Below are 25,265 nucleotides of genomic sequence, written 5' to 3'. Positions count from 1 at the left end.
GTTAAAGAACGTTTTGAGTCGCTTTAGCGCCTCAAGGGATGCGTATAATACATCCTTTATTTTTCGAGTCAACACTTAGTTTTAAACTTTCTTTTTGGAAGATTTAAAACCGAAGTTTTATTTAACTCTCTAAGTAGTTGCTGCCTTGCTATGCTTCGGCGTTTCCCTTCTCAGTGGGGTCGCATTATAGGGAGATCCGAAAACAGATCAACTGTTTTTTAAAGAAAACTTGAAATAAACTGCTGTTCGCTGAGTATTTGAGCTAAACGCTTAAAAACACAACTAAACGACTATCGTTAAGAAATTTATAGCGCTATTTGAAATTAAAGTTATGACAACTACTAATGAATAAAGACATATTTGGATCATCTATGCTAAATAACTAACCAATATGAGAAGACTCGTATTACTTAAAATCATTTAAAGTAATCAAAAGGCGAAAATTGAATTGATCGAGCTATGTTTAATCATAATTTAATAATATTAAGAAGTAAGTTTACTTAGGCCGTAATACTCAACCTTGATATGAGGTTCTTAATATAGGTATATAGGTAAATGAGTACACGTTATGTCTTATAATCAGATTTATAAATATAAACTTCGTAGTGGGCCGCTCTACTGGATAATCTAAGTTTTGGAGTTGTATTATATAATAGCTCTAAACGAACAATATATAATGAAGATAATCCTTAACCATGATCTGATAGGCTATTTTGAATGAGTAATAAGTAAAGAGTAACTTGGTAGGGATATTAAAGCAGGTGTTAAAACAACTTATCAATTTAGAATCTATGAGTCAGTACTCGTAAACGATCATAATAGAAGGTACTCACTGATTCATATAGATTAACAAATTTTAGGCAAGAAAAAGCCGAGCATAGGCTCGGCTTTTAGGTTTCTTTAAGACTTACTCTGCAGACTGTGCGTCTTCTTGAACTGCTTCGCTAGTCGCTGGGCGACCAACTAGTTCAATATAAGCCATTGGTGCATTATCACCAGTACGGAAGCCACACTTAAGAATACGAGTGTAACCACCTGGACGATCCGCGTTACGTGGACCGATTTCACTGAATAACTTACCAACAACTTCATTATCACGCGTGCGAGCAAACGCTAAACGGCGATTTGCTACACTGTCAGTCTTAGCCAGTGTGATTAAAGGTTCAATTACACGACGTAACTCTTTCGCTTTAGGCAAAGTAGTTTTGATGATTTCATGTTTCACCAAAGAACCTGCCATATTGCTAAACATCGCTTTACGATGGCTACTGTTACGGTTTAATTGACGACCACTCTTACGATGGCGCATGACCCTATCCTTCTAACTAAACTAATATAGTGATTTAGATTATTCAGCTAAACTTGCAGGTGGCCAATTTTCTAGGCGCATGCCTAGAGAAAGTCCACGTGAAGCTAGCACGTCTTTAATTTCAGTTAGAGACTTCTTACCTAAATTAGGCGTTTTAAGAAGCTCAACTTCAGTGCGCTGAACTAAATCACCGATATATTGAATTTGCTCGGCTTTCAAACAATTTGCTGAGCGTACTGTTAGTTCAAGATCATCAACTGGACGAAGTAGAATAGGATCGAATTCTGGCTTCTCTTCTTTCTCTTCTGGCTCAGTTACATCACGTAAATCTACGAATGCATCTAATTGCTCAGCTAAGATAGTAGACGCACGGCGGATCGCTTCTTCTGGATCTAAAGTGCCGTTTGTTTCCATATCAATGATTAACTTGTCTAAATCTGTACGTTGCTCAACTCGAGCTGATTCAACCGAGTACGCAATACGTTCAACTGGGCTAAATGATGCATCAAGCAACAATCTACCAATTGGACGCTCATCGTCATCAGAGGATAAACGACTAGATGCCGGCACATAACCACGACCACGTTCAACACGAATACGCATGCTGATCTCGCTGTTATTTGTTGTTAAATTACAAATAACATGATCTGGGTTAGCAATTGTTACATCGCCATCGTGCTGAATATCTGACGCAGTCACAGGGCCTACACCAGATTTAGCCAGGGTCAGAAAAACTTCATCTTTGCCTTCTAACGTTACTGCTAAACCTTTTAGGTTTAATAGTATTTCAATGATGTCTTCTTGAACGCCTTCTTTCGCGCTGTACTCATGCAATACACCGTCGATTTCAACTTCAGTTACTGCACATCCAGGCATAGATGAAAGCAGTATACGGCGTAAGGCATTACCCAAAGTGTGACCGAAGCCACGCTCAAGTGGTTCTAAAACTATTTTAGAACGTGTTGGGTTGATAGCGTCGATATCGACTAACCTTGGTTTTAGAAATTCTGTAACAGAACCCTGCATTTTATCCTCTCTTAACTCTTAACTTTACTTAGAGTAAAGTTCGACGATTAGTTGTTCATTAATGTCCGCAGACAGATCTGAACGCTCAGGTAGACGCTTAAAGCTGCCTTCCAATTTCTTACCGTCAACTTCAACCCAAGTCGGCTTTTCACGTTGCTCAGCCAACTCTAGAGCAGCGATGATACGTGCTTGTGTTTTAGACTTCTCACGGATTACAACAGTATCTTCTGGAGCAATTACGTACGAAGGAACATTCACAACACGACCATTAACTAAAATCGCTTTATGGCTTACTAACTGACGTGCTTCTGCACGTGTGCTAGCAAAACCCATGCGATATACAACATTGTCTAAACGTTGCTCTAATAGCTGTAACAAGTTTTCACCTGTATTACCTTTAAGGCGAGCAGCTTCTTTGTAGTAGTTACGGAATTGCTTTTCTAATACACCGTAGATACGACGTACTTTTTGCTTTTCACGTAATTGTAAACCGTAATCAGATAAGCGACCTTTACGAGCGCCATGCTGACCAGGTGCAGTCTCAAGTTTACACTTAGAGTCGATAGCTCTTACGCCGCTCTTAAGGAACAGGTCAGTGCCTTCACGACGACTCAGCTTGAGCTTAGGGCCCAAATATCTTGCCATGTTATTTCTCCTAACCTATTGTTAAACGCGACGTTTCTTCGGTGGACGACAACCATTATGTGGTATTGGCGTCACGTCAGTAATGTTGGTAATACGGTAGCCAGCAGCATTCAAAGCACGTACAGCAGATTCACGACCTGGACCTGGACCTTTGATGAAAACTTCTAGATTTTTTAAACCGTATTCTTGAGCAGCAGTACCTGCACGCTCTGCAGCAACCTGAGCAGCAAATGGAGTAGATTTACGTGAACCACGGAAACCTGAACCACCGGCAGTAGCCCATGATAGTGCATTACCTTGACGATCGGTAATCGTTACAATAGTGTTGTTGAAAGAAGCATGAACATGAGCCATACCATCAGCAACTTGTTTTTTAACCTTTTTACGACGAATTGGTGTCTTAGCCATAATACTATCCCCTTATCGCTTAATAGGCTTACGAGGACCCTTACGGGTACGCGCGTTAGTCTTAGTTCTTTGACCACGTAGTGGTAAAGAGCGACGGTGACGTAGGCCACGATAACAACCAAGGTCCATTAGGCGCTTGATATTTAAAGTAACTTCACGACGAAGATCACCTTCAACGGTGTACTTGCCAACTGCATCACGCAATACGTCAAGAGTTTCGTCTGAAAGTTCACCGATTTTTGTGGTCTCGGCGATACCAGTCGCTGCTAAGATAGCCTTAGAGCGAGTCTTACCTATGCCATAAATAGCTGTTAAACCAATAACTGCATGTTTATGATCAGGGACGTTAATGCCAGCAATACGGGCCACTAACACATCTCCTATATTCGAATTTGGTAATCATCTGTTTGAAGAGCCCGTAAGGATACTCAAACGAAGACCAAATCACTACTAAAAACACAGGCCGAGAAAACTCAGCCTGCACGCTGTTTACTTAACCTTGCCTTTGCTTATGCTTAGGCTCACTGCAAATTACGCGTACTACACCAGCACGTTTAATAACTTTACAGTTACGGCATATTTTCTTAACGGAAGCACGTACTTTCATTGCTCAACTCCGTAAACTGACCTTATCGACCATAGCCTTTAAGGTTCGCTTTTTTCAGCACAGAATCATACTGATGAGACATCAGGTGAGTCTGTACTTGTGCCATAAAGTCCATGATAACAACTACGATAATCAAAATTGATGTACCGCCGAAGTAGAATGGCGTTTGCCATGCCATTGTCATGAATTCAGGCACCAGACAGATAAAGGTTATATACAAAGCACCTGCCAATGTCAGGCGTGTCATCACTTTATCAATGTATTTAGATGTCTGCTCACCTGGACGAATACCTGGGATAAATGCGCCAGATTTCTTCAGGTTATCTGCTGTTTCACGTGGGTTAAACACCAACGCTGTGTAGAAAAAGCAGAAGAAGATGATAGCTGCTGCTAAAACCATTGCATACAATGGCTGACCTGGGGTCAACGTTGTAGCTATAGCTTGTAACACATCAGCGACCGGACCTTCACCCTGGCCGAACCAGCTGGCAATTGTACCAGGGAACAGAATTATACTGCTAGCGAAAATTGGTGGAATAACACCCGCCATATTTACTTTTAGTGGTAAATGCGTGCTTTGGGCAGCAAATACTTGACGACCTTGTTGGCGTTTAGCGTAGTTAACAACAATACGTCGTTGGCCACGTTCAAAAAACACTACAAGATAAGTAACAGCGAATACGATTACCGCAACCATCAACAGTACAAAAACATTCAAATCACCTTGGCGCGCCATTTCAGCTGTCGAACCAATAGCAGACGGCAGGTTAGCTACAATACCAACAAATATTAAAACAGAGATACCGTTACCAATACCACGTTCTGTTATTTGTTCGCCCAACCACATAAGGAACATAGTACCAGTCACTAAACTCACCACTGCGGTGAAATAGAAACCCATACCAGGGTTAACAACTAACCCTTCCATCATGCCCGGTAAGCTTGTGGCAATACCGATTGATTGGATAGTAGCAAGCACAAGCGTGCCATAGCGTGTGTACTGGCTAATTTTTTTACGCCCTTGCTCACCTTCTTTCTTAAGCTCTATAAACGGAGGATACATATGCGTTAATAGTTGCGTAATAATCGAAGCCGAGATATACGGCATAATACCCAGTGCTAACACTGAAGCTCGCTCAAGCGCACCACCGCTAAACATGTTGAACATCTCAACAATGGTGCCCTTTTGTTGCTCGAAGAAATCGGCAAGTACAGCGGCGTCAATCCCAGGGATCGGCACAAATGAACCTAGACGGTATATAATGATAGCACCTAATACGAAGAGTAATCGGCGCTTCAATTCCGAAAGTCCACCTTGTGCACTTTGCATATCTTGACCTGGTTTAGCCATTAGTACTTCCTTAGTCTTCTACCTTGCCTCCGGCAGCTTCGATAGCTTCGCGTGCACCTTTAGTGGCTCTAAGGCCCTTAACGGTAACAGCGCGTGAAACTTCGCCAGATTTAACAACTTTAACGAACAAAACGTTCTTTTTAACTAGACCAGCTGCTTGTAACGCGCTTAGGTCTACCACATCGCCTTCTACTTTAGCGATTTCGTATAGGTTTATTTCTGCAGATACTAATGATTTGCGAGAAGTGAAACCGAACTTAGGTAGACGACGTTGCATAGGCATTTGACCGCCTTCGAAACCAACGCGTACTTTACCGCCAGAACGTGATTTTTGACCTTTGTGACCACGGCCACCAGTCTTACCAAGACCAGAACCGATACCACGACCAACACGTTTTGGAGCAGTTTTTGAACCTGCAGCAGGTGAAAGTGTATTCAAATGCATGAAATTAACCCTCTACCTTAACCATGTAAGAAACCTGGTTTATCATACCACGTACACATGCTGTGTCTTCTAACTCAACAGTGTGGTTGATACGACGTAAACCAAGACCGCGTAATGTAGCTTTATGTTTCGGTAAACGACCGATAGAGCTTTTTACTTGTGTTACTTTTACAGTTTGATTTGCCATGGTTACCCCAGTATCTCGTCTATGCGAAGACCACGTTTAGCAGCAATCGACTGAGGAGAATTCATATTCTCAAGAGCAGAGATTGTTGCACGCACTACGTTGATTGGGTTAGTAGAACCGTAACATTTAGAAAGTACGTTCTGCACACCAGTCACTTCTAGTACCGCACGCATTGCACCACCAGCGATGATACCAGTACCTTCAGAGGCTGGTTTCATAAACACTTGTGAGCCAGCATGACGTCCTTTAACAGGATGCTGTAATGTGTTGCCATTTAGGTCTACATTGATCATATTGCGACGTGCTTTTTCCATTGCTTTTTGAATAGCAGCTGGAACTTCACGTGCTTTACCATAACCAAAACCTACTTTACCTGCGCCATCACCAACTACTGTTAGTGCTGTAAAGCTAAAGATACGACCACCTTTAACTACTTTAGACACACGGTTCACCGCGATTAGCTTTTCAGCTAGATCAGGCTGTTGTTGCTTTGCTTCTACGTTAGCCATTGTCTACTCCTAGAATTGCAAACCGGCTTCACGCGCAGCATCAGCTAGCGCCTTCACACGGCCGTGATATTTAAAGCCACTACGATCAAAAGCAATCTTTTCGATACCTTTGTCAGCCGCACGTTCAGCAACCGCTTTACCAACTGCTTGCGCAGCTGCAACGTTGCCGGTGCCTTTAACTGTTTCGCAAATAGCTTTTTCAACAGTAGAAGCAGCAGCCAGTACAGTACCCTCAGCAGTAACTACTTGAGCGTATATGTGACGTGGCGTGCGGTGGATAACAAGACGCGTTGTGCCTTGTTCAATATAATTTCTACGAGTGCGTTTAGCACGACGTAGACGAGCTGTTTTTTTATCCATCGTCTTACCTTACTTCTTCTTAGCCTCTTTACGGCGCACATTCTCATCTGAATAACGAACACCCTTGCCTTTATATGGCTCAGGTTTACGGTATGCACGAATGTTAGCAGCTGTTTGACCAACTAACTGCTTATCTACGCCCTTAACTAGAACTTCTGTTTGGCTTGGAGTTTCAATCGTAATTCCTTCAGGAACTGCGAAATGAACTGGGTGCGAGAAACCAAGAGTTAAATCTAATGTTTTACCCTTAGCTGCTGCACGGTAACCAACGCCTACTAACTGAAGTTTCTTCTCGTAACCTTCATGCGTACCAACAATCATATTGTTGATTAGAGCGCGAGCAGTACCTGCTTGAGCCCATGCATCTGTTACGCCTTCACGAGGTAAAGTTGTAATAACGTTTTCTTCAACTTTTACTTCAACAGCGTTGTTGATAGTACGAGTTAATTCACCGTTTTTGCCTTTAACTGTGATTTCCTGGCCTTTTAATGTAACTTCTACACCGGCAGGAACACTAATTGGTGCCTTTGCTATGCGAGACATAGTTCCCCTCCGATTAAGCTACAAAACCAATGATTTCACCACCAACGCCTGCACTACGTGCTGCGCGGTCTGTCATTAGGCCTTTAGAAGTTGATACGATAGCGATACCTAGACCACCCATTACCTTTGGTAATTCGTCACGTCTCTTATAGATACGTAAACCAGGGCGGCTAACACGCTGGATATTTTCAATAACAGCTTTGCCTTCGAAGTACTTCAATTCGATAGAAAGCTCAGGTTTTACGTCGCCATTGATTGCGAAATCAGCGATGTAACCTTCATTTTTTAATACTTTAGCTACTGCTACTTTCAGTTTTGAATTAGGCATCGTTACAGATACTTTCTTCGCTGACTGACCGTTACGGATTCGTGTAAACAAATCCGCGATAGGATCTTGCAAGCTCATAGTCTTACTCCCGTGATTCTTTTACCAGCTAGCTTTTTTAAGGCCAGGAATTTCACCGCGCATAGCTGCTTCGCGAACTTTAATACGGCTCATGCCGAATTTGCGAAGGAAACCATGTGGGCGGCCCGTAATGTTACAACGATTACGCTGACGTACAGGGCTAGAATCACGTGGTAAAGCTTGTAGCTTAAGTACCGCGTCCCAACGATCATCTTCAGATGTATTAACATCACTGATGATAGCTTTTAGTGCTGTGCGCTTTTCAGCGAACTGAGCAACTAGTTTTGTGCGCTTTGCTTCGCGCGCTTTCATAGAATTCTTTGCCATAACCCTACCCTTATTTCTTGAATGGGAAGTTAAACGCTTCTAACAACGCACGGCCTTCCTCATCAGATTTCGCAGAAGTAGTGATAGTAATATCCATACCGCGTACACGGTCTACTTTATCGTAATCGATTTCTGGGAAGATGATTTGTTCACGTACGCCCATGCTGTAGTTACCACGTCCATCAAAAGACTTAGCACTTACGCCACGGAAGTCGCGAATACGTGGGATAGCGATTGATACCAAACGCTCAAAAAAGTCCCACATACGTTCGCCACGTAGGGTTACTTTACAACCTATCGGGTAACCTTCACGCACTTTGAAGCCAGCAACAGATTTGCGTGCTTTAGTGATTAGAGGTTTCTGACCAGAGATTGCAGCTAGATCCGCAACAGCGTTATCTAGAATTTTCTTGTCAGCTAGGGCTTCGCCCACGCCCATATTCAATGTGATCTTTTCGATCAGAGGGACTTGCATGACAGAGCTGAAACCAAACTTCTCTTGAAGTTCAGCTACTACTTTGTCTTTATATACTTCATGCAGTTTCGCCATCATTCTACTCCAACTATTAAATAGTTTTACCAGTAGATTTAAAGATACGTAATTTCTTACCATCTTCAATCTTGAAACCTACACGATCTGCTTTACTCGTTTCCGAGTTGTAGATCGCAACGTTTGATACGTCGATAGACGCTTCTTTCTCAACAATACCGCCAGGCTGGTTCAATTGTGGAACCGGCTTTTGGTGCTTTTTGATCAAGTTTATGCCTTCGACAAATAATCTTCCAGATTCAGTAACAACTGAAAGCACTTTTCCGCGCTTACCTTTGTCTTTACCTGCTAGAACGATTACTTCGTCATCACGACGGATTTTTGCTGCCATGATAGACTCCTTACAGTACTTCTGGGGCTAGTGAAACGATTTTCATGAACTTATCATTACGAAGTTCACGAGTCACAGGGCCGAAGATACGAGTACCAATAGGCTGCAAGTTATCATTTAAGATAACAGCTGCATTGCTATCGAAACGGATCAAAGAACCGTCTGGACGACGAACGCCTTTTTTGGTGCGCACAACTACCGCGTTTTTAACATCACCTTTCTTCACTTTACCGCGAGGAATAGCTTCTTTTACAGAAACTTTAATGATGTCGCCAATCGCTGCATAGCGACGGTGAGAACCACCAAGGACTTTTATACACTGCACTTTGCGAGCGCCGCTGTTATCAGCAACTTCCAGCTGAGTTTGCATTTGGATCATGTTAATGACCTCCGGTGTAGTAATTACAACTTGTCTTAAATTCGTTTAAAATCAAGACATTTCGATTGAAATCCACTCAAAAAACAAGCTAGTTGTCTCTTAAGGGCGGGCAATTGTACCAGCATTACGGGGGGAGCGGTAGGTTATTTTTTAATTAATTATGAGGGAAAGCTAATTAATATTGAGTAATTACGGCTATCTAGCTATTTTACATATGGTTACAAAACAAACAAGGCACTATCTTAGTGCCTTGTAGATTATTTATCAGGGTTTTAGCCAAACAAACCTTTCAATTTATCTTTAAGTTTGTCTTTTGCTTTTTCTTTGAGCTTTTCTTTTGCTTCTTCTTTAAGCGCATTACCAAAATCAAGCTTAATGCCTACATCATGGAATGGCCCTTTAATACGCAGTGGTATTTTAAAGCCGGTACTATCATCGGTTGTACCCTGCCCCTCAATAGAACCGACTATACCGGTTACTAGTCGGTAATTAATAATAGTATTAGGTAAATCCACATCACCTTCGCCTGAAATACGGATCAGTGGGCTGATTAACGACAGGTCGTTATTATGGCCCACCCCATTAGTAAACTTAAAGCTACCCGTTAATGCAGAGAAGTCGGTTTGCTGTGACTTATCAAAGCCAGTATCTAGTCCTTCTGATACAGCCCCTACATTACCTTTAAGCAACTCTTTACCTTTGCGAATCATTTCAGCTATATTTGCGCCTTGTACTGCGCCATTAGCAAACTCAAACCCTAACTCACCATTAAGTGCGTTAACAAACTCTTTTTGGCTTTGCCCATTTGTGGTTAAGTTCCAATTTAATGAGCCATTACCCATTAATTTATCAAATCCTGCGGCATCGGTTAATAACGGTTGTGCATCAATACCTGCCAAATCAAAATTAGTGGTTATTTTATAAGGTATTTGCTGGGCATTAATATTAATTGCCCCTTTCCCTGTTCCCTCATAGGCTGCAAAGTTATCTAAGCTTAATTTAGCGACACTATTTTTTAACGCTACTGTAAATTGGTTTGCACCGAGTTTAATATCGTTAGCTTTTAAACCGCTTGAGCGTATTACTACATTAGCATCAAGCGTATTTAAGGCACTTAAGTCTATTTTAGTGTCGTCCCATACAATAGGCTCTGCTGGTTTAGTTTCGTCTGTAGTTGGCTGCTCTTTTTTAGCTACGGCTTCTGGTAAGTATGGGTTTAAGTCAAGCATACCTAAGTCAATGTTTGCCATTACAGCAAGTCGTTTACCTAAATTAAGCTCACTTTTACCTTTTATTTGCAGTGCATCTAATGTGGCAATAAGCTCTTCAAGCTTAAATTGCTCACCCGCTAAATGCATTTTGCCATTTACACTAAAAGCATTAAAGGCGTTCTCTTTGGCGTTTAACTCTACACCTTGCCATTTGGCTATATTTTTTACCGAGTCTCCGCTTAGCGCTAACTGACCTTTTATATCTTGGCCTTGTTTAGCAATAGTTCCCTCAAAGGTTAAATCAACTAAACGTGAATCTAAACTCTGCTGAATATTAAAAGTAGTGCCTTCGATCGCTTTTGCTGGCGTATCTAGTTTTACATCAAGCTCAAAGCGCTCTTGCATGTAAGTTATTGCGCCTTTTACTTCTAATGTTTTACGCAGTGATGGAAGTAAAATAGCCAGTTCTAAATCACTTATTTGCTGTTTAACCCCGGTTTTACCATCTAAATAAGTAAAGGTACCACCATAAATGGCAACCTCCCCTAGCTCAATGTCAAAGTTCTCAGGTAATTTTATAGCTTCCGCAGATCCTGTTTGCTCTTTAGGCTGCTCAGCTACCGCATCAAATAGCTGCCAGTTAGCTTTACCGTTTTTATCGGTCTCTAATAAAATATCAGGCTCGTTAATAACAAACTTATCGAGTTTAAATTCACCATCTAATAGCGATAGCCAAGGGATGTGTACTGCAAGCTGCTGCATACTTGCCATATCGGCGCGAGAGCCCGATTTCATGTTGGCAAAATGTACATCATTAAGTTCTAATTTTAATGCAGGAAATACACTCAGCGTTTTATCGCCTTTAATAGTTAATGTACGTCCTGTGGTTTGTTCTACCTGCTCAGAGACTTTATTAAAAATAGCATCAGTAGGAATTAAAAAGGGTGCTGCAACGATAAGTGCAATACATAACAGCAGTATTACACCTATAATTTTAAATAAGGTTTTCATGATCGTCCTTTCAAATGTGCAAATAATACTCATATCATAGCGAGAGTTATCACTAAAATCATTGTCAGTACTAAAAAAAATAACTTTCAACTAATTTATTTTTTAATGATGAATCTACGCGCTAATAATATCAACACTATTTAAATATTAACAAACAACACATGCTCGCTTTATAAAAAACAACAAATCATTATTTTTCAACAAGTAAGACATGAAAAATACACTGCCGTATGATTTTCAAACAATCTAAACTAATTGAGTTTTCGTCACTTAAGTTAACTATTTTATTGTTTTAATAAATTAATAATTATGAGCACTTTAACTGTTGTATTCTTAAGGCTTGTATATGCCTCTGTTGTTATTGCAAGATTTGCGCTAAAATAGACCAGCTAAAAAATGCATCTAACTCGAGGTTCTACAAGGCATGAAAAAACTGCTAATTTCACCGTCACAAATGTCGCTAGGCGAGCAAGAAAACCAAATATACCAAAACATTCTGAAGCAATCCTCAGAACTCAGCCTAAATCTAATGGCCGTGAAAGTAGAAAACCACCCAGATGATTTTTTACTTTGGTGCTATGAACTGCTTAATGCAAGCAAAGAGCGTATGAATTACGACTTGCTAGAGCCGCAACAGTTACCAGTACTAAAAAAACTGCACGACCAACTTATTTCTGCTATTAGCTTTTTACAAGTTAAAACGTTACGTGTAGCGCCTTGGCCTGTAGTAATTACATTTATTGAGCAGCACAAAGATCTTATTGCACTTGATGAGCAGCTTCGCTTAACAAGCTACATTGCAAGCATTCGCCCGCAATCACTTAAAGATATGATCCCAGAAGACTTACTTGCGTTTAGTGGTAAGCACATGGCATCGCTTGATCCAAGCACTTACAACTTTGATGTTGAATGGTTTGCATCAACTAAAAGCGCTAAAGCGTTTCATCAACTACTGGCTGATATGCCTGATGCGTTTGATGATGCACTTAGCAATATTCCGTTGGAAGGTAATATTACTCATTATGAGTACCAGCAATTTGTTGCTGCTTACTTAAAAGCTTTTAGCGATGGTAACGAAAAGCCAACGCTCGCTCCAGCGACTCGCTTATTAGCGATGCGTCGTCCTGACGTATTTACTCCTATTAGCAATAATAGATTAGATGCTTTATGTGGCGCACTGGGTGTTAGCAAGCTAAAAAACACTGACTTTGAGCGTTACTGGCAAGACATAGTACAGAAAATTCAAACTCTGTCTTGGTTTAAAATGGCTAAAGCAGACAACGAATTAGAAGAGCAGCTGGTAAGCATTAAAGCGCTTATTCCGTGCTTTTTTTACTATGCAGACACCACAACAGCCGATAGCTCTAATTACATCAAGCTGCTAAGCAAGCCAAAGCGCAGTACTTCAGGTACAGGTAAAACTAAGCGTAGAGGTAAAGAATCTGCAGAAATTTTAGTAGACCGCGCACTTGCAGCTGACGATATTCCTGAGCATATTCGTAGCAAACGTGATTCTATTATTAATGAAGTACAAAAAGGTCGTGGAGTTAACGAAACAATTAGCTTAATGCGTACTATTTTTGGTTAATTATTAATAACTAACCTAGCAGCGCCGATTTGGTGCAGCTAGGTTAATTTATGCACCACAAATGTAAAACCCCTTAAAATCTTATCTCTGCACCTCTCCCTCTACTAATTATAAGCTATTGTTTTAAAACACCTAAAACCATATTCACTGCAATAAAGTGAAGCTGGCATACCCCGTGCAATCTTCTTTTCTGTTAAATAATAAAATGCTGCCAAGCTATAAGCCTTAAAGCTTTGGCATGCAATCATATAACAGGAACTAAAACATGCTAAAACTACAAAAAGTCATAACAATAACAGCACTCTCTTTAGTTAGTGTCGCATCAACAGCAGCCTATGCTGAAGTAACCGCTAATGCGGCAGCAACATCAAACTATTTATGGCGCGGACAAGAACAAACCAGTGGTGATGCTGCCATTTCAGGCGGCATTGACTACACCAACGAGTCTGGTTTTTATGCCGGTGCTTGGGCATCAAATGCCTCTTGGGCCGATGAGATGACCTATGAATTAGACTTGTATGCAGGCTTTGGTGGCGCTATTAATGAAAGCGTGAGCTACGATGTTGGTTACATTTATTATGCATACCCAGATGCAGCTTCCACGGCTGATGCTGACTTTTCTGAGATTTACGGCAGTATAAGTGTAAAAGGCTTCACCTTTGGTGCTGCTGTATTAGCAACCTCTGCAGCAAGTGGTGACGGTACAGACTTTGCTGACTCACTTTACCTAACGGCAGATTATGCTTTTGCTGTTGGCAATAACGGCACCGAAATAGCATTTCATTTAGGCCACTACTCTGGTGATTTTATAGGTGATGACAATATTATTGATTATGGCATAGCAGTATCTAAAGATGGTTTCACTTTTGGTTTATCTGATACCGATATAGATGGCTCTGACGTAAAAGCCTATGTTGCTTATTCAGTAGACTTTACACTTTAAAAATTACACTGTAATTGCTGCAACCCAAGAGCCGAAAGGCTCTTTTTTAGTTTTAGCAGCATAAATAACCTGGCCACTAAACAAACTACGTTAACAAACCGTTACAATAAAATAATCACCTTATCCTCATTTTGCCTTATGCTATAGCCAGTAATTCCCCCCAAATTAGGTTATTAAGGAATAATAATGAAGTCACCTAACGCGCTAAGCGCACTAATCGATATTTATATCAGCCCAAGTAAAGCGTTTAATGGTATAGAGCAAGCAAAAGGCTGGTCATGGTTGGCCCTTATTTGTATAGCAGTTGCCACCGCCGCGAGTATGTTTGTTTTTTATAATAGTGTTGATATACAGTTTTTAATTAATGAGCAAGTAGCCGTTTCAAGTGTTGATGCCACTATTGGCGAGCAAAAAATGATTCGTCAAGCGATTGAACAAAATGCCCCAAACCAAATGTGGTTTGGCATGATCGGCGGTATTATTGGCATAGTAATAATGAATGCTTTAGTTGCACTTTATTATATGCTGATAGCTAAACTCGATCCTAACTCACAACATAGTTACGGTGCTTGGTATGGCTTTTCATTATGGACAATGATGCCTACGGTTATTTCAAGCCTTGGCACTATCGCCTTAGTATTAATGGCCAACACAGATCAAATTTCGCAACAAGCGGTGTTTAGTTACGCTTCTATCAATCAGCTCATTGTTGGGCTTGATGCCACACATACTTTTTATACCTTACTAGAATCAATTAACCTGTTCACTATTTGGAGCATTGCGCTGGGCATGGTTGGGCTAAAATGCTGGACTAATTTCTCAACTAATAAAGCACTGCTGTTTGCAGCCTTACCAAGTATTATTATTTTTAGTGTTTGGGCGATTATAGCCGCACTTTAATTATTATGCAGAGGCAAGTTAGCCTCTGCACATTTTCACTCACGGACCGATAAAATGAAAAAAGCCATTATCATCACACTCGCTATTGCCGCTTTTATAGCGTTAATTGTATCAAAACAAATTTCTGGTGATAAAAAACAGCCCGAGGTAAATATCGCCCATGTTGAACTAGGCAATATTGCCGACTCAATAATGGCGTCTGGTAACTTAGTATTTAATACTCAAGTTCAGCTGCGCTCTGAAGTTACCGGCCGAGTAGATAAAGTATTTGTCGAAGAAGGCCAAAGTGTAAAACAAGGCGATATTTTAATGCGCCTTGATACCACTGCATTTGAATCTGAAGTAACCCGCAATAAAGCGCTACTACGTGCCACCGAAATAGAAATTAAACATAGCCAAATTCGCTTAGTTAACTTTGAGCGCCAACTAAAAAGACAAAAAGAGCTTTACGATGTCGGTTTGGGCAATGAAGAAGCCTATGAAAACCTAGCAAGTGCCCGCGACTTAGCTAAAATAGATATTGAATCTCGTAAAGAGTCGTTTAACCAAGCTCATGCGTCGTTGCAAATTGCCCAAGATCGGTTAAATAAAAGTGTTTTTAAAGCGCCTATGAGTGGCCTATTGGCTTCGGTTAATATTAAAGAAGGCGAAACGGTTATTGCCGGAACGACCAATATAATAGGCTCTGATTTAATGCTGGTTGCTGACCCCAGTGCTATTTTAGCTGAGTTGCGGGTTGATGAAACCGACATAGCCAGTATTAAACTCCACCAAAAAGCAAATATTTATGCCGCTGCTTATCCTAATAATCCTTTTACTGGCACAGTAATAAACATTGGTACCTCGGCTAAAAACCAGCCTGGCTCACAAGGGTTATCATTTAAGGTAAAAGTATTACTCGATGCTACCGATCGTCAACTATATGCCGGAATGAGCTGTAGAGCAGAAATTGCCACCAGCATTGCCGAAAATGGTTTAAAGTTACCAATAGAAGCAATTCAAAAACAAGACGACAGCACCTTTGTTTGGCGCCTAAATAACGACAACAGCGTTAGTAAAGTAACCGTAACTGTTGGTATATCATCAGATATTGAACAAGCAATTACCGAGGGGCTCAATGAAGGTGACAAAATAGTTATTGGCCCGGCTCGCCCTATTAGTACTTTAAAAGAAGGCGACACAGTAAAAGTAAAAGCCGCTGCGAAGGAAAACAACTAATGACTGCGGTGATCAAGCTTGAGCATATTAATAAACAATACAAAATGGGCGCTGAGATATTTAAAGCACTTGATGATGTAAACATTAGCATTATGCCCAATGAATATGTGGCCATTATTGGCCCCTCAGGATCTGGCAAGTCTACCCTAATGAATTTGTTAGGCTGCTTAGATACCCCCACCAGCGGCGAGTATTATTTAAAAGATAAGTTAGTAAAAAGTATGACCGAAACCGAGCTTGCGCACCAACGCAACGAAAGCGTCGGATTTATATTTCAAAGCTTTAACTTATTACCACGCGCATCGGCGCTAGAAAATGTAATGCAGCCTTTAGTTTACCGCTTTACCCCTAGCAAACAACGCAAACAGCAAGCCCTTGAGGCGCTAAAGCGCGTGGGCTTAGCCGACAAAGTAAATCACTTATCAAGCCAGCTGTCGGGCGGGCAACGTCAACGAGTTGCTATTGCTCGTGCTTTAGTCACTAAACCGCATATATTATTAGGTGATGAGCCAACCGGTAACTTAGACAGTAAAACCACCCGCGAAATTATGGCCTTATTTGATGAGCTGCATAACGAAGGGCATACCATTATTTTGGTTACACATGAGCAAGAAATTGCCGACCACTGTCAGCGGGTAATTCGCTTAGTGGATGGTAAAGTAGTGAGTGACGTAACTAAAAACCAAGGAGCAAGGCAGCATGTTTAAACTTGCACTGGCCACTATGGAAGGCACTAAAGCCGCATTTTCAGCAATTAAAGCAAATGCTATGCGCTCTGCCCTCACCTGTTTAGGTATTATTATTGGCGTGGCCGCAGTAGTAACTGTGGTTGCTGTAATGCAAGGCTTTACCAAGCAAATAAACGATCAGTTCGCTGATATGTCGCCCGATGTAACTACTATTAAGGCGTATACCAGTATTGAGCTAGAAATGGTTGGTAAAAATGCAAAACTTAGCTACGACGATTTTTTAACCTTAAAAGCACGAGTAAAAGAAGCAGAAACACTCACCGCACTAATGTTTACTTGGCGTTTTTCGGGCGGAGCTGAGTATGGTAATAAAAGTCATTCATCGCGGGTTATGGGTACTGAGCAAGACTATCAAAAAGCATACCGTACCTACCCCGATCTAGGCCGTTTTATTCGCGCTGAAGACGACGAAAAACGCCGCCGCGTAGCTTTTATTGGGCCGTCAATTATCGAAAAATTAAACTTACCCAGCAATCCGGTAGGCGAATACATAAAGCTAGGTGGCGAATGGTTTAGAATTATTGGTGTAGCCGAAAAACAAGGTAGCTTTTTGGGCTTTGATCAAGACGATTATATTAATATTCCCATTAGCACTATGAGTGCGTTAGAGGGAGGCAATACGCAAAGTAATGTACAAATTATGTTTAGGCTTGAAGACAACGCTAACGAAGAGCAGGTACTAGCAAAAATTACTCGTATACTGCGCCAGTTACATAAACTTAAAGACGGCGACGACAATGACTTTGAATTTGAAACTGCTGAAAAAGCCCGCGCCCAAGTAGATAAATTTACCGGTAGTGCCACTGCCATAACCGCAGGTATTGTTGGTATTAGCTTATTAGTTGGTGGCATAGGTGTAATGAATATTATGTTAGTGTCGGTAACTGAGCGCACCCGCGTGATTGGCACCCTTAAAGCGCTAGGCGCTACACCCGGCTTTATAATGTTGCAGTTTTTAGTTGAGGCTGTGGTGTTATCGCTATTTGGCGGGTTGATTGGGCTTGCCATTGGTTATGGCGCAGCGGGGCTTATTTCGTTTATGGTTCCTAGCATGCCAGATGCGTATATTCCGGCATGGGCGGTAATGTTGTCGTTTGGTTTTACTTCATTAATTGGCATAGTGTTTGGTTTAGCCCCAGCCATTAAAGCCGCCAGGCTCAACCCTATAGATGCACTGCGTTACGAGTAACAACAGCATTGTAGTTGCTTACAAGGATGTAAGCCTAGTACATAATTAACACAGTGATTAAAACTCTCTTTAAACTTCAAGCACAAAGTATTACCCTACTTAAACACCACTTAAAAAATGAACTTTTAACGCTTAAACCACCCAAAGTACACACTATTGATATTGCTCACGGCTAATTTTAAATAAGGTATTAAATGCACAAAAAGCTAATACGTTGCATTATTGCTGCATGCTCTTTTTTAACTATAAACTCTAGCTTGGCGCTAGCACAACTAAACCCATCAGATGAAGCGCAAGGTATAACAGAAACCGCATATACTCCTCTGCGTTGTAATCAGCAACTACAGGCAAGTAGGCAAAAAACATACAGCCGTAAGTTTATTGTTCCTCAACAAGCTAGGTTACTCTCATGGAATATTTATAAGGCACAAAACCAAGGCCTATATAAAGATTTAACTCACCTTAATGAAAGTGCTGATATTGTTTTATTACAAGAGGCTATTGTAGATACACGCCTTACTAGCCTTAAACCTTTTTGGCGTTTTTCGCCCGGTTATAAAAGTGGCAATGTACAATCTGGTGTAATGACGCTTAGCCGCTGGCCTGCAACTGTACATTGTACTTTTATTCATAAAGAGCCATGGTTACGAAGCCCAAAAGCAACTAACATTGTTGAATATGCAATGGCTAACCAACAACGCTTATTGAGCGTTAATTTGCACGGCATTAACTTTACATTTGGTACTAAAGCCTACGCGCAACAGTTACAAGCCAGTATAAAAATAATGCAACAACACAAAGGGCCAATTCTTTTTGCGGGCGATTTAAACGCATGGAGCGATGCACGCCAAAAGCTAGTTAATGACGCGCTGACTAAACTGGGCCTTAAAGAAGCTATATACGTAGATGACAAGCGTACAAAAGCATTTGGTTTAGCCCTGGATCAAGTGTGGGCTCGTGGTGTTGTTATTTCTGATACTTTAGTAAGCGAATATAACAGCTCTGATCACAACCCTATTTTAGCCACTTTAAAAGTTGATGATGTATAACATGAAAAAAACTCGTATTTATTCTGCTTGGCTACTGACCATATTATTCACCTTTTTTAGCCAAATAAGCCTAGCTGCACACCCCAACCAATTACCTAATCAAGAACCCAATCGAGAACCCGATCGAGAACCCGACCAAGAAGTGCAGCATTTAATTACCTTTATTAGCAACAGCAACGCCACTTTTATCCGCAATGGCGATGAGCATACTAGCAAAGAAGCCGCCGAGCATTTAGCCATGAAATACCGTAAAGCTAAACGTTATGCAAAAACAGCCGACGACTTCATTAATAATCTCGCTAGTAAAAGTTCATGGAGTGGTAAAGCCTACACGGTAATTTTAAGCAGTGGTGCTAAGTTAACCGCAAATAGCTGGCTAACCAATGAGCTAATACGATTTAGAAACACAAAAAAGCCGTAGTAAATACGGCTCTCTAAAGCTATCAATAATAACAAGCTAAGCGTTACCTAGCTGTATGCGCTAAGTTAGGTAAGTAATCTACCGCTAGAATATCGCCGGGGTTAAGCCCAGTAACTACATGCTGCTTTGCGCCAATTATTTCACCTAAGCGCACAAACCGGCGTTCTATTTGCTCATTGTCACTATTAATCACATACAGCATAGTTAATTGGCCAAACTCATGTATCCAGCTACTATCTAGCAATATTCCTTGCTCATCGGGTAATACTAATTCTAATTGTGCATACAAGCCGGGCATTACCCCTACAGAAGAGTCAAAGTCTAAGCGAATTAACAAACTACGTGAGGCGCTATCGGCAACCGGAACTATTTCGGCCACTGTGGCTGGCGAGGTTAAATTAAGTGCAGGCAACTTTATGGTTAAACTTTGCCCTAACTGCAATTTAACCGCTTGCGTTTCTCGCACATTAAACTCAACTTGTAGCTGCTGCGGGTTATATAATCCCAATAAAGCCTGCCCAGGCGTAGCTGTATCACCCGGTTCGACTAACCGCTCTACTACAACCCCCGAAATAGGCGCTGTAATACGAGTGTAACTCAGCGCAACTTTGGCTTGTGTTTGCTGCTGCTTAGCGGCAATTAAATTGGCCGATAAACTATCAAAATTTGCCTTCGCATTATCTAACTCACTTAACGATACTAAGCCTTGCGCATACACACTTTCAATTCGCTTAAGTTGCTTTGTAGCTTGGGTTAATGCGGCTTGAATAGCATTAATTTGCGCCTCACTTTGTGCTAATTGCGCTTTAAAGTCATCTTGTTGTAAGGTAATGAGTAAATCACCTTTGGTTACTTTATCGCCCGCGCGTACACTTAAACGCTCAACTTGCGCCATAACTCGCGATGAAATTTGGGTATTTTGTTTCGCAATAATACTGCCTGGCACCCATTCACTACGGGATATTTTTTGTAGTAAAACCGTTTCCCGCTTACCGTGGTAATTGTTAGCGTTGGTCGTTTTTAAACCAGCAACTTGCTTATTTGAAAAGCTGCCCGCCATATACAATACGGCGCCTACTACCACTAATAAAGCGAGTAACGAGCCAACTAGTTTTGATTTACCTTGCATGCGTTTCTCCCGCAGTGGTTTCTGTGTTTGCAAATACTAAGTAATAAACAAGCGGCACTACAAATAACGAAAACAACGTTGATGCCACAATGCCAAAAATAATCGCAATTGCTAAGCCACTAAATACCGGATCTAGTGTAATCACTAAGTTACCTAATAATGTGGTGCCTGCGGTTAGTAGTACGGGGCGCATGCGCACTGTTCCTGCTGCAATTAACGCTGCTTTTATTGCCATACCTTGGGCGCGTGCTTGATTAATAAACTCAACTAAAATAAGTGAATTACGCACCACAATACCCGCCAAGGCAATCATGCCTATCATCGCAGTAGCGGTAAATAAAACCGGCTCGGGAGCTGATGCAATACTGCGCTCACCAAACTGATTAAGTAACCAAAAACCAGGCATAATGCCAATAACAGTGAGTGGTATTGCCGACATAATAATAAGCGACAAGCTTACTGAGCGTGTTTGTAGGCGTAAAATAATAAAAATGGCACTAAGTGCAAATGCAAAGGCAATCCCCATATCTCTAAATACATCTATGGTAATACGCCACTCTCCTTCACCGCTAAATGTTACTTGCGTACCTGGCGGTAATTGCCAAGGTGCAGTGCCACCATTATTAAAAAAGTGCCGCGCTAACCAAGGCGTTTTTACAAAATCGTCTGTTGATATATTTAAATCAGCAGTTACATCGGCAATTATTGCTGCGGGAGTTCTACCATTTAGCTCTGCCATAACATAAATAACTTCGCGCTGATCTTTGCGCATAATAGTTTGCGCTACATTTAATTGAGTAAACTCTCCAAGCTCAGAAAGCGCAACTAAAGGCCGCGGCGCACTGCTTAAGCCAAATTTACTCGCATTTTTAGCTATGTCTCTGTCGCCCCTTAGTTGTAATGCTAGCAATTGTGCAAATTGATTGCGTTCGCTATAAGATAGCTGCAGTTTTATTGGCACAGGCTGAGTTTCGTTGCTGACATAAAGCTGCCCAACCGTTTGCCCTTGTGACGCTATGCTAAGTGTTTGCGTGATATTTTCGGTAGATATAGCACTATGCGCCGCTTTCGTTTTATCAGTAATAAAACGCTGTAAAGGGGCTGCTGCAACCATTGAAGTATCAACCTCTACCACATGAGGTTCTTGTTTTAAGCGCGTTGCAACTTGCTCTGCGGCTAAATAATGCGTTTGCCTATCAATAAATGTATCTCGATAAACTTCTGCCACTAAAGTACTTAACACCGGCGGCCCTGGCGGCACTTCAACTACTTTAATCACTATGCCGTTATTTACTAATGGTGCTAACTGTTTACGCAAACGCATTACCACCGCATGAGATTGATGCTCGCGCGCTGTTTTATCTAGTAGTAGCACTCTTAGTTCAGCTAAGTTCGGTGCTTCTCGTCGGTAATAACCGCGTACCATACCATTAAAGTCCATACTTGAAGGCTGGCCTACATAAGTGGCTATTTCACTTACCTCGGTTAATTGCCATGTGAGCGTTTGCACTTGTCGGGTAAAAGCAGCTGTTTGCTCTAAATTAGTGCCCTCTGGCATATCAATAAGTACTTGTAGTTCATTTTTATTATCAAACGGTAATAACTTCAGCGGTACTAATCGCATCACAGGTAACATGGCGCTAATAATAAATAACGCAAGCGTGATCCACAGTACCCATTTAGCACGTGGTTTTGAGGCCAGTAAGGGGGTTAGTAAGCGCTCGTAAAGGCTCGTTTTGTTATTTGCTTGATCGGGCTCTTCACTATTAGGTTTTAGTAATTTCATGGCAAGCCATGGGGTTACAAAAAACGCCACTAATGTTGATACCATAACACTCACAGGTACGTTAAATGCCATTGGCGCCATATAAGGCCCCATCATTCCAGTAATAAAAGCCAGTGGAATAAATGCCACCATAATAGTTAGGGTCGACATTAATAGTGCAGTGCGAATTTCACTCATTGCATTCACTATTTGCTGTTTTTTATCACCCTTTTTATTTATAAAACGGCTGATGTTATCTATACCTGTGATCGGATCATCAACCAGTAACCCCAAAGATAAAATTAACGCAAATAAGGTCACTCGGTTAATTGTGTAGCCAAAGGCAAAATCAAGCGAGAGCGTAATGCCATAACAAATGGGTACAGCAAGTCCAACTACTATTGCCGGGCGCCAACCTAAAAATACGCCCACAAATATAACCACAGTAAATACTGCAAACACTAAGCTTGAGGCTAAATTATTTACTTTTTCGTCGGCGGTTTGGCCGTAATCTCGCAGTACTGAGTACGTTATTTCTACTGGTAGTAACCTTGTTTTTAGCTCTGCCATCATGGCATGTACATCGCTTGCCACCGCTACAGCATTAGTGCCTGCTTGTTTGGCAATACTCAGCGTTACCATAGGGTAATGCTGTTGCTCATTTGACTGCGCCAGCCATTGATAGCTTTGCGCCTCAGCGGGGCCATCACTAACCTGGGCTACATCGGTTAAATAAACACTTTTACCATTAACAACATTAACGACTAGTTGTTCTATCGCTGTTTTAGTTCTTAATACATCGCCCGCTTGCAAAATTATTTGCTGCTGGGCATTTACCACGCTACCTACCTCGGTGAGTTGATTAGATACACTAAGCGCATAATAAACATCACTTAATGTGGTTTGGTGTGCAGCCAAAGCGGTGGCATTTAAATTAACGGTAATGGCGCGGTTACGCCCCGCAATTACTTTTACTTCGCTCGTGTGTTCAATTCGTTGTAAATTATTGGCTATTTCGTTTGCAAAGCGGGTTAATTCATAATCACTATAAAGCTTAGGATCCTTGCTATATAACCCAAGCATAACAATAGGCACATCATTTACTTCTACTGGGCGTATTTGCCAGCTTTTAATAATAGGAGTCATAGTATGTTGATAGCTATAGAGCTTGGCGTAGGTATCGAGTATGGCTTGTTCGCGATCGTGCCCTACCTCAAAGCGCAAAGTAACCACAGCACGACTACTTTGCGTAGTTGAATATATATGTTTTACACCACTAAGTTGCGCCAATAACTTTTCTAATGGCTCGGTGACTAACCTAGCAACTTCAGGGGCTTCTACATTAGGTGCCGACACATAAATGTCGAGCATAGGTACCACTATTTGTGGCTCTTCCTCACGCGGCGTTTGCTGTAAAGCAAATAACCCACACAGTACCGACAACACAAAAATAATAATTGGTACGCGGCCACTTAAACTGCTTTTTACAGCGTTATCTATAGCGTTCATTGTGTTATTCCTTACAAAACAACTCATATAAAGTTGCCAGCAGTGTTACAGCATCTTTATCAATAACACGATAATAAATTGTTTGGCTTTCGCGTCGAGTAGCCACTATATTTGCTTTACGCAATGCAGCTAAATGCTGAGAGAGTGCCGATTGTGCAAGAGGTACAGCTTCATTTAACTGCGACACGTTCATTTCGGTGTCTTGTAAGGAGCATAAAATCATTAAGCGATTTTTATTGGCTAAGATTTTTAATAATTTCTCTGCTTTTTCTACGTTGGCAGCCATGGCAGTAAAGTCAATATTCATACTGTGCTCTTATACTTAATTTGTTAGTAAGTATAGGTTGCTAGAACAGCCATGTCTAACATTAGATCTTGCTAATGTATAAAAACCTAATATAGTAGCTATACATACTCATTAAAATGACCGACTATAATGAAGCTTAATAATGCACTGCGTTTAGTTGCTGGCATCATGATTATTATCTCTGTTTTGTTACAAAGCTTTCATGACCCACGCTGGATATGGTTTACTGTATTTATAGCACTAAACCTAATGCAATCAGCTTTTACCTGCTGGTGCCCAATGATCACACTATTACGCAAACTTGGCGTTAAGGAATAACAAATGCTTACATCCATTCCCGACTTATTAAAAACAATTATCCCTAATCAGCGCCGTATTGGTGCACAACAAGCAAAACAAGAGCTTGAGGGCAATAAAGGGTTACTTATCGATGTACGCGAACCAGCAGAGCATGCAAATAAAGCGGCTGTTGGCGCGATAAATATCCCTCGTGGTTTACTCGAAATGAAATTAATGGAAATCGAAAAAGACGCTACACGGCCAATTTATTTACACTGTGCCAGTGCAGCCCGCGCTACTCTTGGCGCCGAAGCACTCACTCGCGTTGGCTACGAAAATGTGACTGTGATCACTTGTAATGCCGAAGAGATTTGTAGCGTTTTTTAAATTTAGTGCTTTTTCACCCTAGCATTTGCTCAATGTTTTTACGCTGTAGGTGATACCCGAATTAGCTATAGCTTTATGCTTGATTGCTTTAGGCTATAGTTACTTGCTGCGCTGTGAGGTTATCTTTTTGAGTTAAGATTGCTTCGCGTAATTCTCTGGCGTTTACTAACATAAGCAACAACACCCCTGACTACCCCGCAACTTTAAAACTCAACCTATACAGAGGT

Annotated in this window: 31 protein-coding genes; 10 read left to right on the top strand and 21 right to left on the bottom strand. The window is 41.2% G+C overall.

Annotated features, from left to right (window positions below; genetic code table 11):
* Positions 1–907 precede the first annotated feature (907 nt).
* From rplQ to AAEZ22_RS08545, 18 genes are all read right to left on the bottom strand, one after another.
* Positions 908–1,309, bottom strand: coding sequence for a 50S ribosomal protein L17 (gene rplQ, locus AAEZ22_RS08630; RefSeq protein WP_002959450.1), 402 nt, complete (start codon positions 1,307–1,309; stop codon positions 908–910).
* Between the two features lie 39 nt (positions 1,310–1,348).
* Complete coding sequence (locus AAEZ22_RS08625) at positions 1,349–2,335, bottom strand: DNA-directed RNA polymerase subunit alpha (protein WP_011329437.1); 987 nt, start codon at positions 2,333–2,335, stop codon at positions 1,349–1,351.
* 24 nt (positions 2,336–2,359) lie between these two features.
* Positions 2,360–2,980, bottom strand: coding sequence for a 30S ribosomal protein S4 (gene rpsD / locus AAEZ22_RS08620; RefSeq protein WP_011329438.1), 621 nt, complete (start codon positions 2,978–2,980; stop codon positions 2,360–2,362).
* A 21-nt stretch (positions 2,981–3,001) separates the two neighbouring features.
* Positions 3,002–3,388: a 30S ribosomal protein S11 gene (gene rpsK, locus AAEZ22_RS08615; RefSeq protein WP_002959471.1), complete on the bottom strand. Its 387-nt coding sequence runs from the start codon at positions 3,386–3,388 to the stop codon at positions 3,002–3,004.
* Between the two features lie 12 nt (positions 3,389–3,400).
* Positions 3,401–3,757, bottom strand: coding sequence for a 30S ribosomal protein S13 (gene rpsM / locus AAEZ22_RS08610; RefSeq protein WP_006794252.1), 357 nt, complete (start codon positions 3,755–3,757; stop codon positions 3,401–3,403).
* A 124-nt stretch (positions 3,758–3,881) separates the two neighbouring features.
* Complete coding sequence (gene rpmJ, locus AAEZ22_RS08605; RefSeq protein ID WP_002959476.1) at positions 3,882–3,995, bottom strand: 50S ribosomal protein L36; 114 nt, start codon at positions 3,993–3,995, stop codon at positions 3,882–3,884.
* A gap of 22 nt (positions 3,996–4,017) precedes the next feature.
* Positions 4,018–5,346: a preprotein translocase subunit SecY gene (gene secY, locus AAEZ22_RS08600; RefSeq protein WP_011329439.1), complete on the bottom strand. Its 1,329-nt coding sequence runs from the start codon at positions 5,344–5,346 to the stop codon at positions 4,018–4,020.
* Positions 5,347–5,356: 10 nt separating this feature from the next.
* Positions 5,357–5,791 (bottom strand): 50S ribosomal protein L15, encoded by a 435-nt coding sequence (gene rplO / locus AAEZ22_RS08595; protein WP_011329440.1) that lies wholly within the window; start codon positions 5,789–5,791, stop codon positions 5,357–5,359.
* Positions 5,792–5,795: 4 nt separating this feature from the next.
* Positions 5,796–5,978, bottom strand: a complete 183-nt coding sequence (gene rpmD, locus AAEZ22_RS08590; RefSeq protein ID WP_011329441.1) for a 50S ribosomal protein L30 — start codon at positions 5,976–5,978, stop codon at positions 5,796–5,798.
* Positions 5,979–5,980: 2 nt separating this feature from the next.
* Entirely contained in the window at positions 5,981–6,487 is a 507-nt protein-coding gene (gene rpsE / locus AAEZ22_RS08585) for a 30S ribosomal protein S5 (RefSeq protein WP_011329442.1), read from the bottom strand.
* A 9-nt stretch (positions 6,488–6,496) separates the two neighbouring features.
* Positions 6,497–6,847 (bottom strand): 50S ribosomal protein L18, encoded by a 351-nt coding sequence (gene rplR, locus AAEZ22_RS08580; RefSeq protein ID WP_011329443.1) that lies wholly within the window; start codon positions 6,845–6,847, stop codon positions 6,497–6,499.
* 9 nt (positions 6,848–6,856) lie between these two features.
* Entirely contained in the window at positions 6,857–7,390 is a 534-nt protein-coding gene (gene rplF, locus AAEZ22_RS08575) for a 50S ribosomal protein L6 (RefSeq protein WP_011329444.1), read from the bottom strand.
* 13 nt (positions 7,391–7,403) lie between these two features.
* Positions 7,404–7,796 (bottom strand): 30S ribosomal protein S8, encoded by a 393-nt coding sequence (rpsH, locus tag AAEZ22_RS08570; RefSeq protein ID WP_011329445.1) that lies wholly within the window; start codon positions 7,794–7,796, stop codon positions 7,404–7,406.
* A 21-nt stretch (positions 7,797–7,817) separates the two neighbouring features.
* Complete coding sequence (gene rpsN, locus AAEZ22_RS08565) at positions 7,818–8,123, bottom strand: 30S ribosomal protein S14 (RefSeq protein ID WP_011329446.1); 306 nt, start codon at positions 8,121–8,123, stop codon at positions 7,818–7,820.
* Positions 8,124–8,133: 10 nt separating this feature from the next.
* Positions 8,134–8,673, bottom strand: a complete 540-nt coding sequence (gene rplE, locus AAEZ22_RS08560; RefSeq protein WP_011329447.1) for a 50S ribosomal protein L5 — start codon at positions 8,671–8,673, stop codon at positions 8,134–8,136.
* A 16-nt stretch (positions 8,674–8,689) separates the two neighbouring features.
* Entirely contained in the window at positions 8,690–9,004 is a 315-nt protein-coding gene (gene rplX, locus AAEZ22_RS08555; protein ID WP_011329448.1) for a 50S ribosomal protein L24, read from the bottom strand.
* A gap of 10 nt (positions 9,005–9,014) precedes the next feature.
* Positions 9,015–9,383: a 50S ribosomal protein L14 gene (gene rplN / locus AAEZ22_RS08550; protein WP_011329449.1), complete on the bottom strand. Its 369-nt coding sequence runs from the start codon at positions 9,381–9,383 to the stop codon at positions 9,015–9,017.
* A 272-nt stretch (positions 9,384–9,655) separates the two neighbouring features.
* Complete coding sequence (locus tag AAEZ22_RS08545; protein WP_182684494.1) at positions 9,656–11,605, bottom strand: AsmA family protein; 1,950 nt, start codon at positions 11,603–11,605, stop codon at positions 9,656–9,658.
* Positions 11,606–12,029: 424 nt separating this feature from the next.
* On the opposite strand from AAEZ22_RS08545, the gene AAEZ22_RS08540 reads away from it, so the two are divergent.
* From AAEZ22_RS08540 to AAEZ22_RS08505, 8 genes are all read left to right on the top strand, one after another.
* Positions 12,030–13,193, top strand: coding sequence for a hypothetical protein (locus AAEZ22_RS08540; RefSeq protein ID WP_192532870.1), 1,164 nt, complete (start codon positions 12,030–12,032; stop codon positions 13,191–13,193).
* A 265-nt stretch (positions 13,194–13,458) separates the two neighbouring features.
* Positions 13,459–14,136, top strand: coding sequence for a TorF family putative porin (locus AAEZ22_RS08535; protein ID WP_011329453.1), 678 nt, complete (start codon positions 13,459–13,461; stop codon positions 14,134–14,136).
* A 186-nt stretch (positions 14,137–14,322) separates the two neighbouring features.
* Positions 14,323–15,036: a YIP1 family protein gene (locus AAEZ22_RS08530; RefSeq protein WP_011329454.1), complete on the top strand. Its 714-nt coding sequence runs from the start codon at positions 14,323–14,325 to the stop codon at positions 15,034–15,036.
* A gap of 54 nt (positions 15,037–15,090) precedes the next feature.
* A complete protein-coding gene (locus AAEZ22_RS08525) occupies positions 15,091–16,254 on the top strand; it encodes an efflux RND transporter periplasmic adaptor subunit (protein ID WP_011329455.1) in 1,164 nt (387 codons plus the stop codon).
* The gene (locus tag AAEZ22_RS08520) at positions 16,254–16,961 is read left to right on the top strand and encodes an ABC transporter ATP-binding protein (protein WP_011329456.1); all 708 of its coding nucleotides are present in this window, start codon (positions 16,254–16,256) and stop codon (positions 16,959–16,961) included. Before AAEZ22_RS08525 ends, AAEZ22_RS08520 begins: the two co-directional genes overlap by 1 nt.
* On the top strand, positions 16,954–18,192 hold the full coding sequence (locus AAEZ22_RS08515) for an ABC transporter permease (RefSeq protein WP_011329457.1): 1,239 nt from the start codon (positions 16,954–16,956) through the stop codon (positions 18,190–18,192). The genes AAEZ22_RS08520 and AAEZ22_RS08515 overlap by 8 nt, the downstream gene beginning before the upstream one ends.
* A gap of 194 nt (positions 18,193–18,386) precedes the next feature.
* Positions 18,387–19,241: an endonuclease/exonuclease/phosphatase family protein gene (locus AAEZ22_RS08510; RefSeq protein ID WP_011329459.1), complete on the top strand. Its 855-nt coding sequence runs from the start codon at positions 18,387–18,389 to the stop codon at positions 19,239–19,241.
* A gap of 1 nt (position 19,242) precedes the next feature.
* Positions 19,243–19,662, top strand: a complete 420-nt coding sequence (locus AAEZ22_RS08505; protein ID WP_157863184.1) for a YfeK family protein — start codon at positions 19,243–19,245, stop codon at positions 19,660–19,662.
* 43 nt (positions 19,663–19,705) lie between these two features.
* Here the strand turns inward: AAEZ22_RS08505 and AAEZ22_RS08500 are convergent, their stop codons facing one another.
* Genes AAEZ22_RS08500 through AAEZ22_RS08490 form a run of 3 tightly spaced genes read right to left on the bottom strand, consistent with a single transcriptional unit; the run spans position 19,706 to position 24,372 of the window.
* Positions 19,706–20,791 carry an efflux RND transporter periplasmic adaptor subunit gene (locus tag AAEZ22_RS08500; RefSeq protein WP_182684490.1) on the bottom strand — a complete coding sequence of 362 codons (1,086 nt, stop codon included), beginning with the start codon at positions 20,789–20,791 and terminating at the stop codon, positions 19,706–19,708.
* Positions 20,781–24,065 (bottom strand): efflux RND transporter permease subunit, encoded by a 3,285-nt coding sequence (locus AAEZ22_RS08495; protein ID WP_352296839.1) that lies wholly within the window; start codon positions 24,063–24,065, stop codon positions 20,781–20,783. The genes AAEZ22_RS08500 and AAEZ22_RS08495 overlap by 11 nt, the downstream gene beginning before the upstream one ends.
* Before the next feature lie 4 nt (positions 24,066–24,069).
* Positions 24,070–24,372 (bottom strand): ArsR/SmtB family transcription factor, encoded by a 303-nt coding sequence (locus AAEZ22_RS08490; protein ID WP_352296836.1) that lies wholly within the window; start codon positions 24,370–24,372, stop codon positions 24,070–24,072.
* Between the two features lie 129 nt (positions 24,373–24,501).
* Here AAEZ22_RS08490 and AAEZ22_RS08485 point away from each other — a divergent pair, with 129 nt between their 5' ends.
* Both AAEZ22_RS08485 and AAEZ22_RS08480 read left to right on the top strand, forming a co-directional pair.
* A complete protein-coding gene (locus AAEZ22_RS08485) occupies positions 24,502–24,690 on the top strand; it encodes a YgaP family membrane protein (protein WP_011329464.1) in 189 nt (62 codons plus the stop codon).
* 3 nt (positions 24,691–24,693) lie between these two features.
* A complete protein-coding gene (locus AAEZ22_RS08480) occupies positions 24,694–25,038 on the top strand; it encodes a rhodanese-like domain-containing protein (protein WP_011329465.1) in 345 nt (114 codons plus the stop codon).
* The last annotated feature ends 227 nt before the right edge of the window (positions 25,039–25,265 follow it).

The organism is Pseudoalteromonas sp. 20-MNA-CIBAN-0454 (assembly GCF_040308685.1).
Lineage (GTDB): Bacteria > Pseudomonadota > Gammaproteobacteria > Enterobacterales > Alteromonadaceae > Pseudoalteromonas > Pseudoalteromonas nigrifaciens.
Note: the sequence above shows the minus strand (reverse complement) of the source record. Positions and strands in the feature narration are given on the sequence as shown.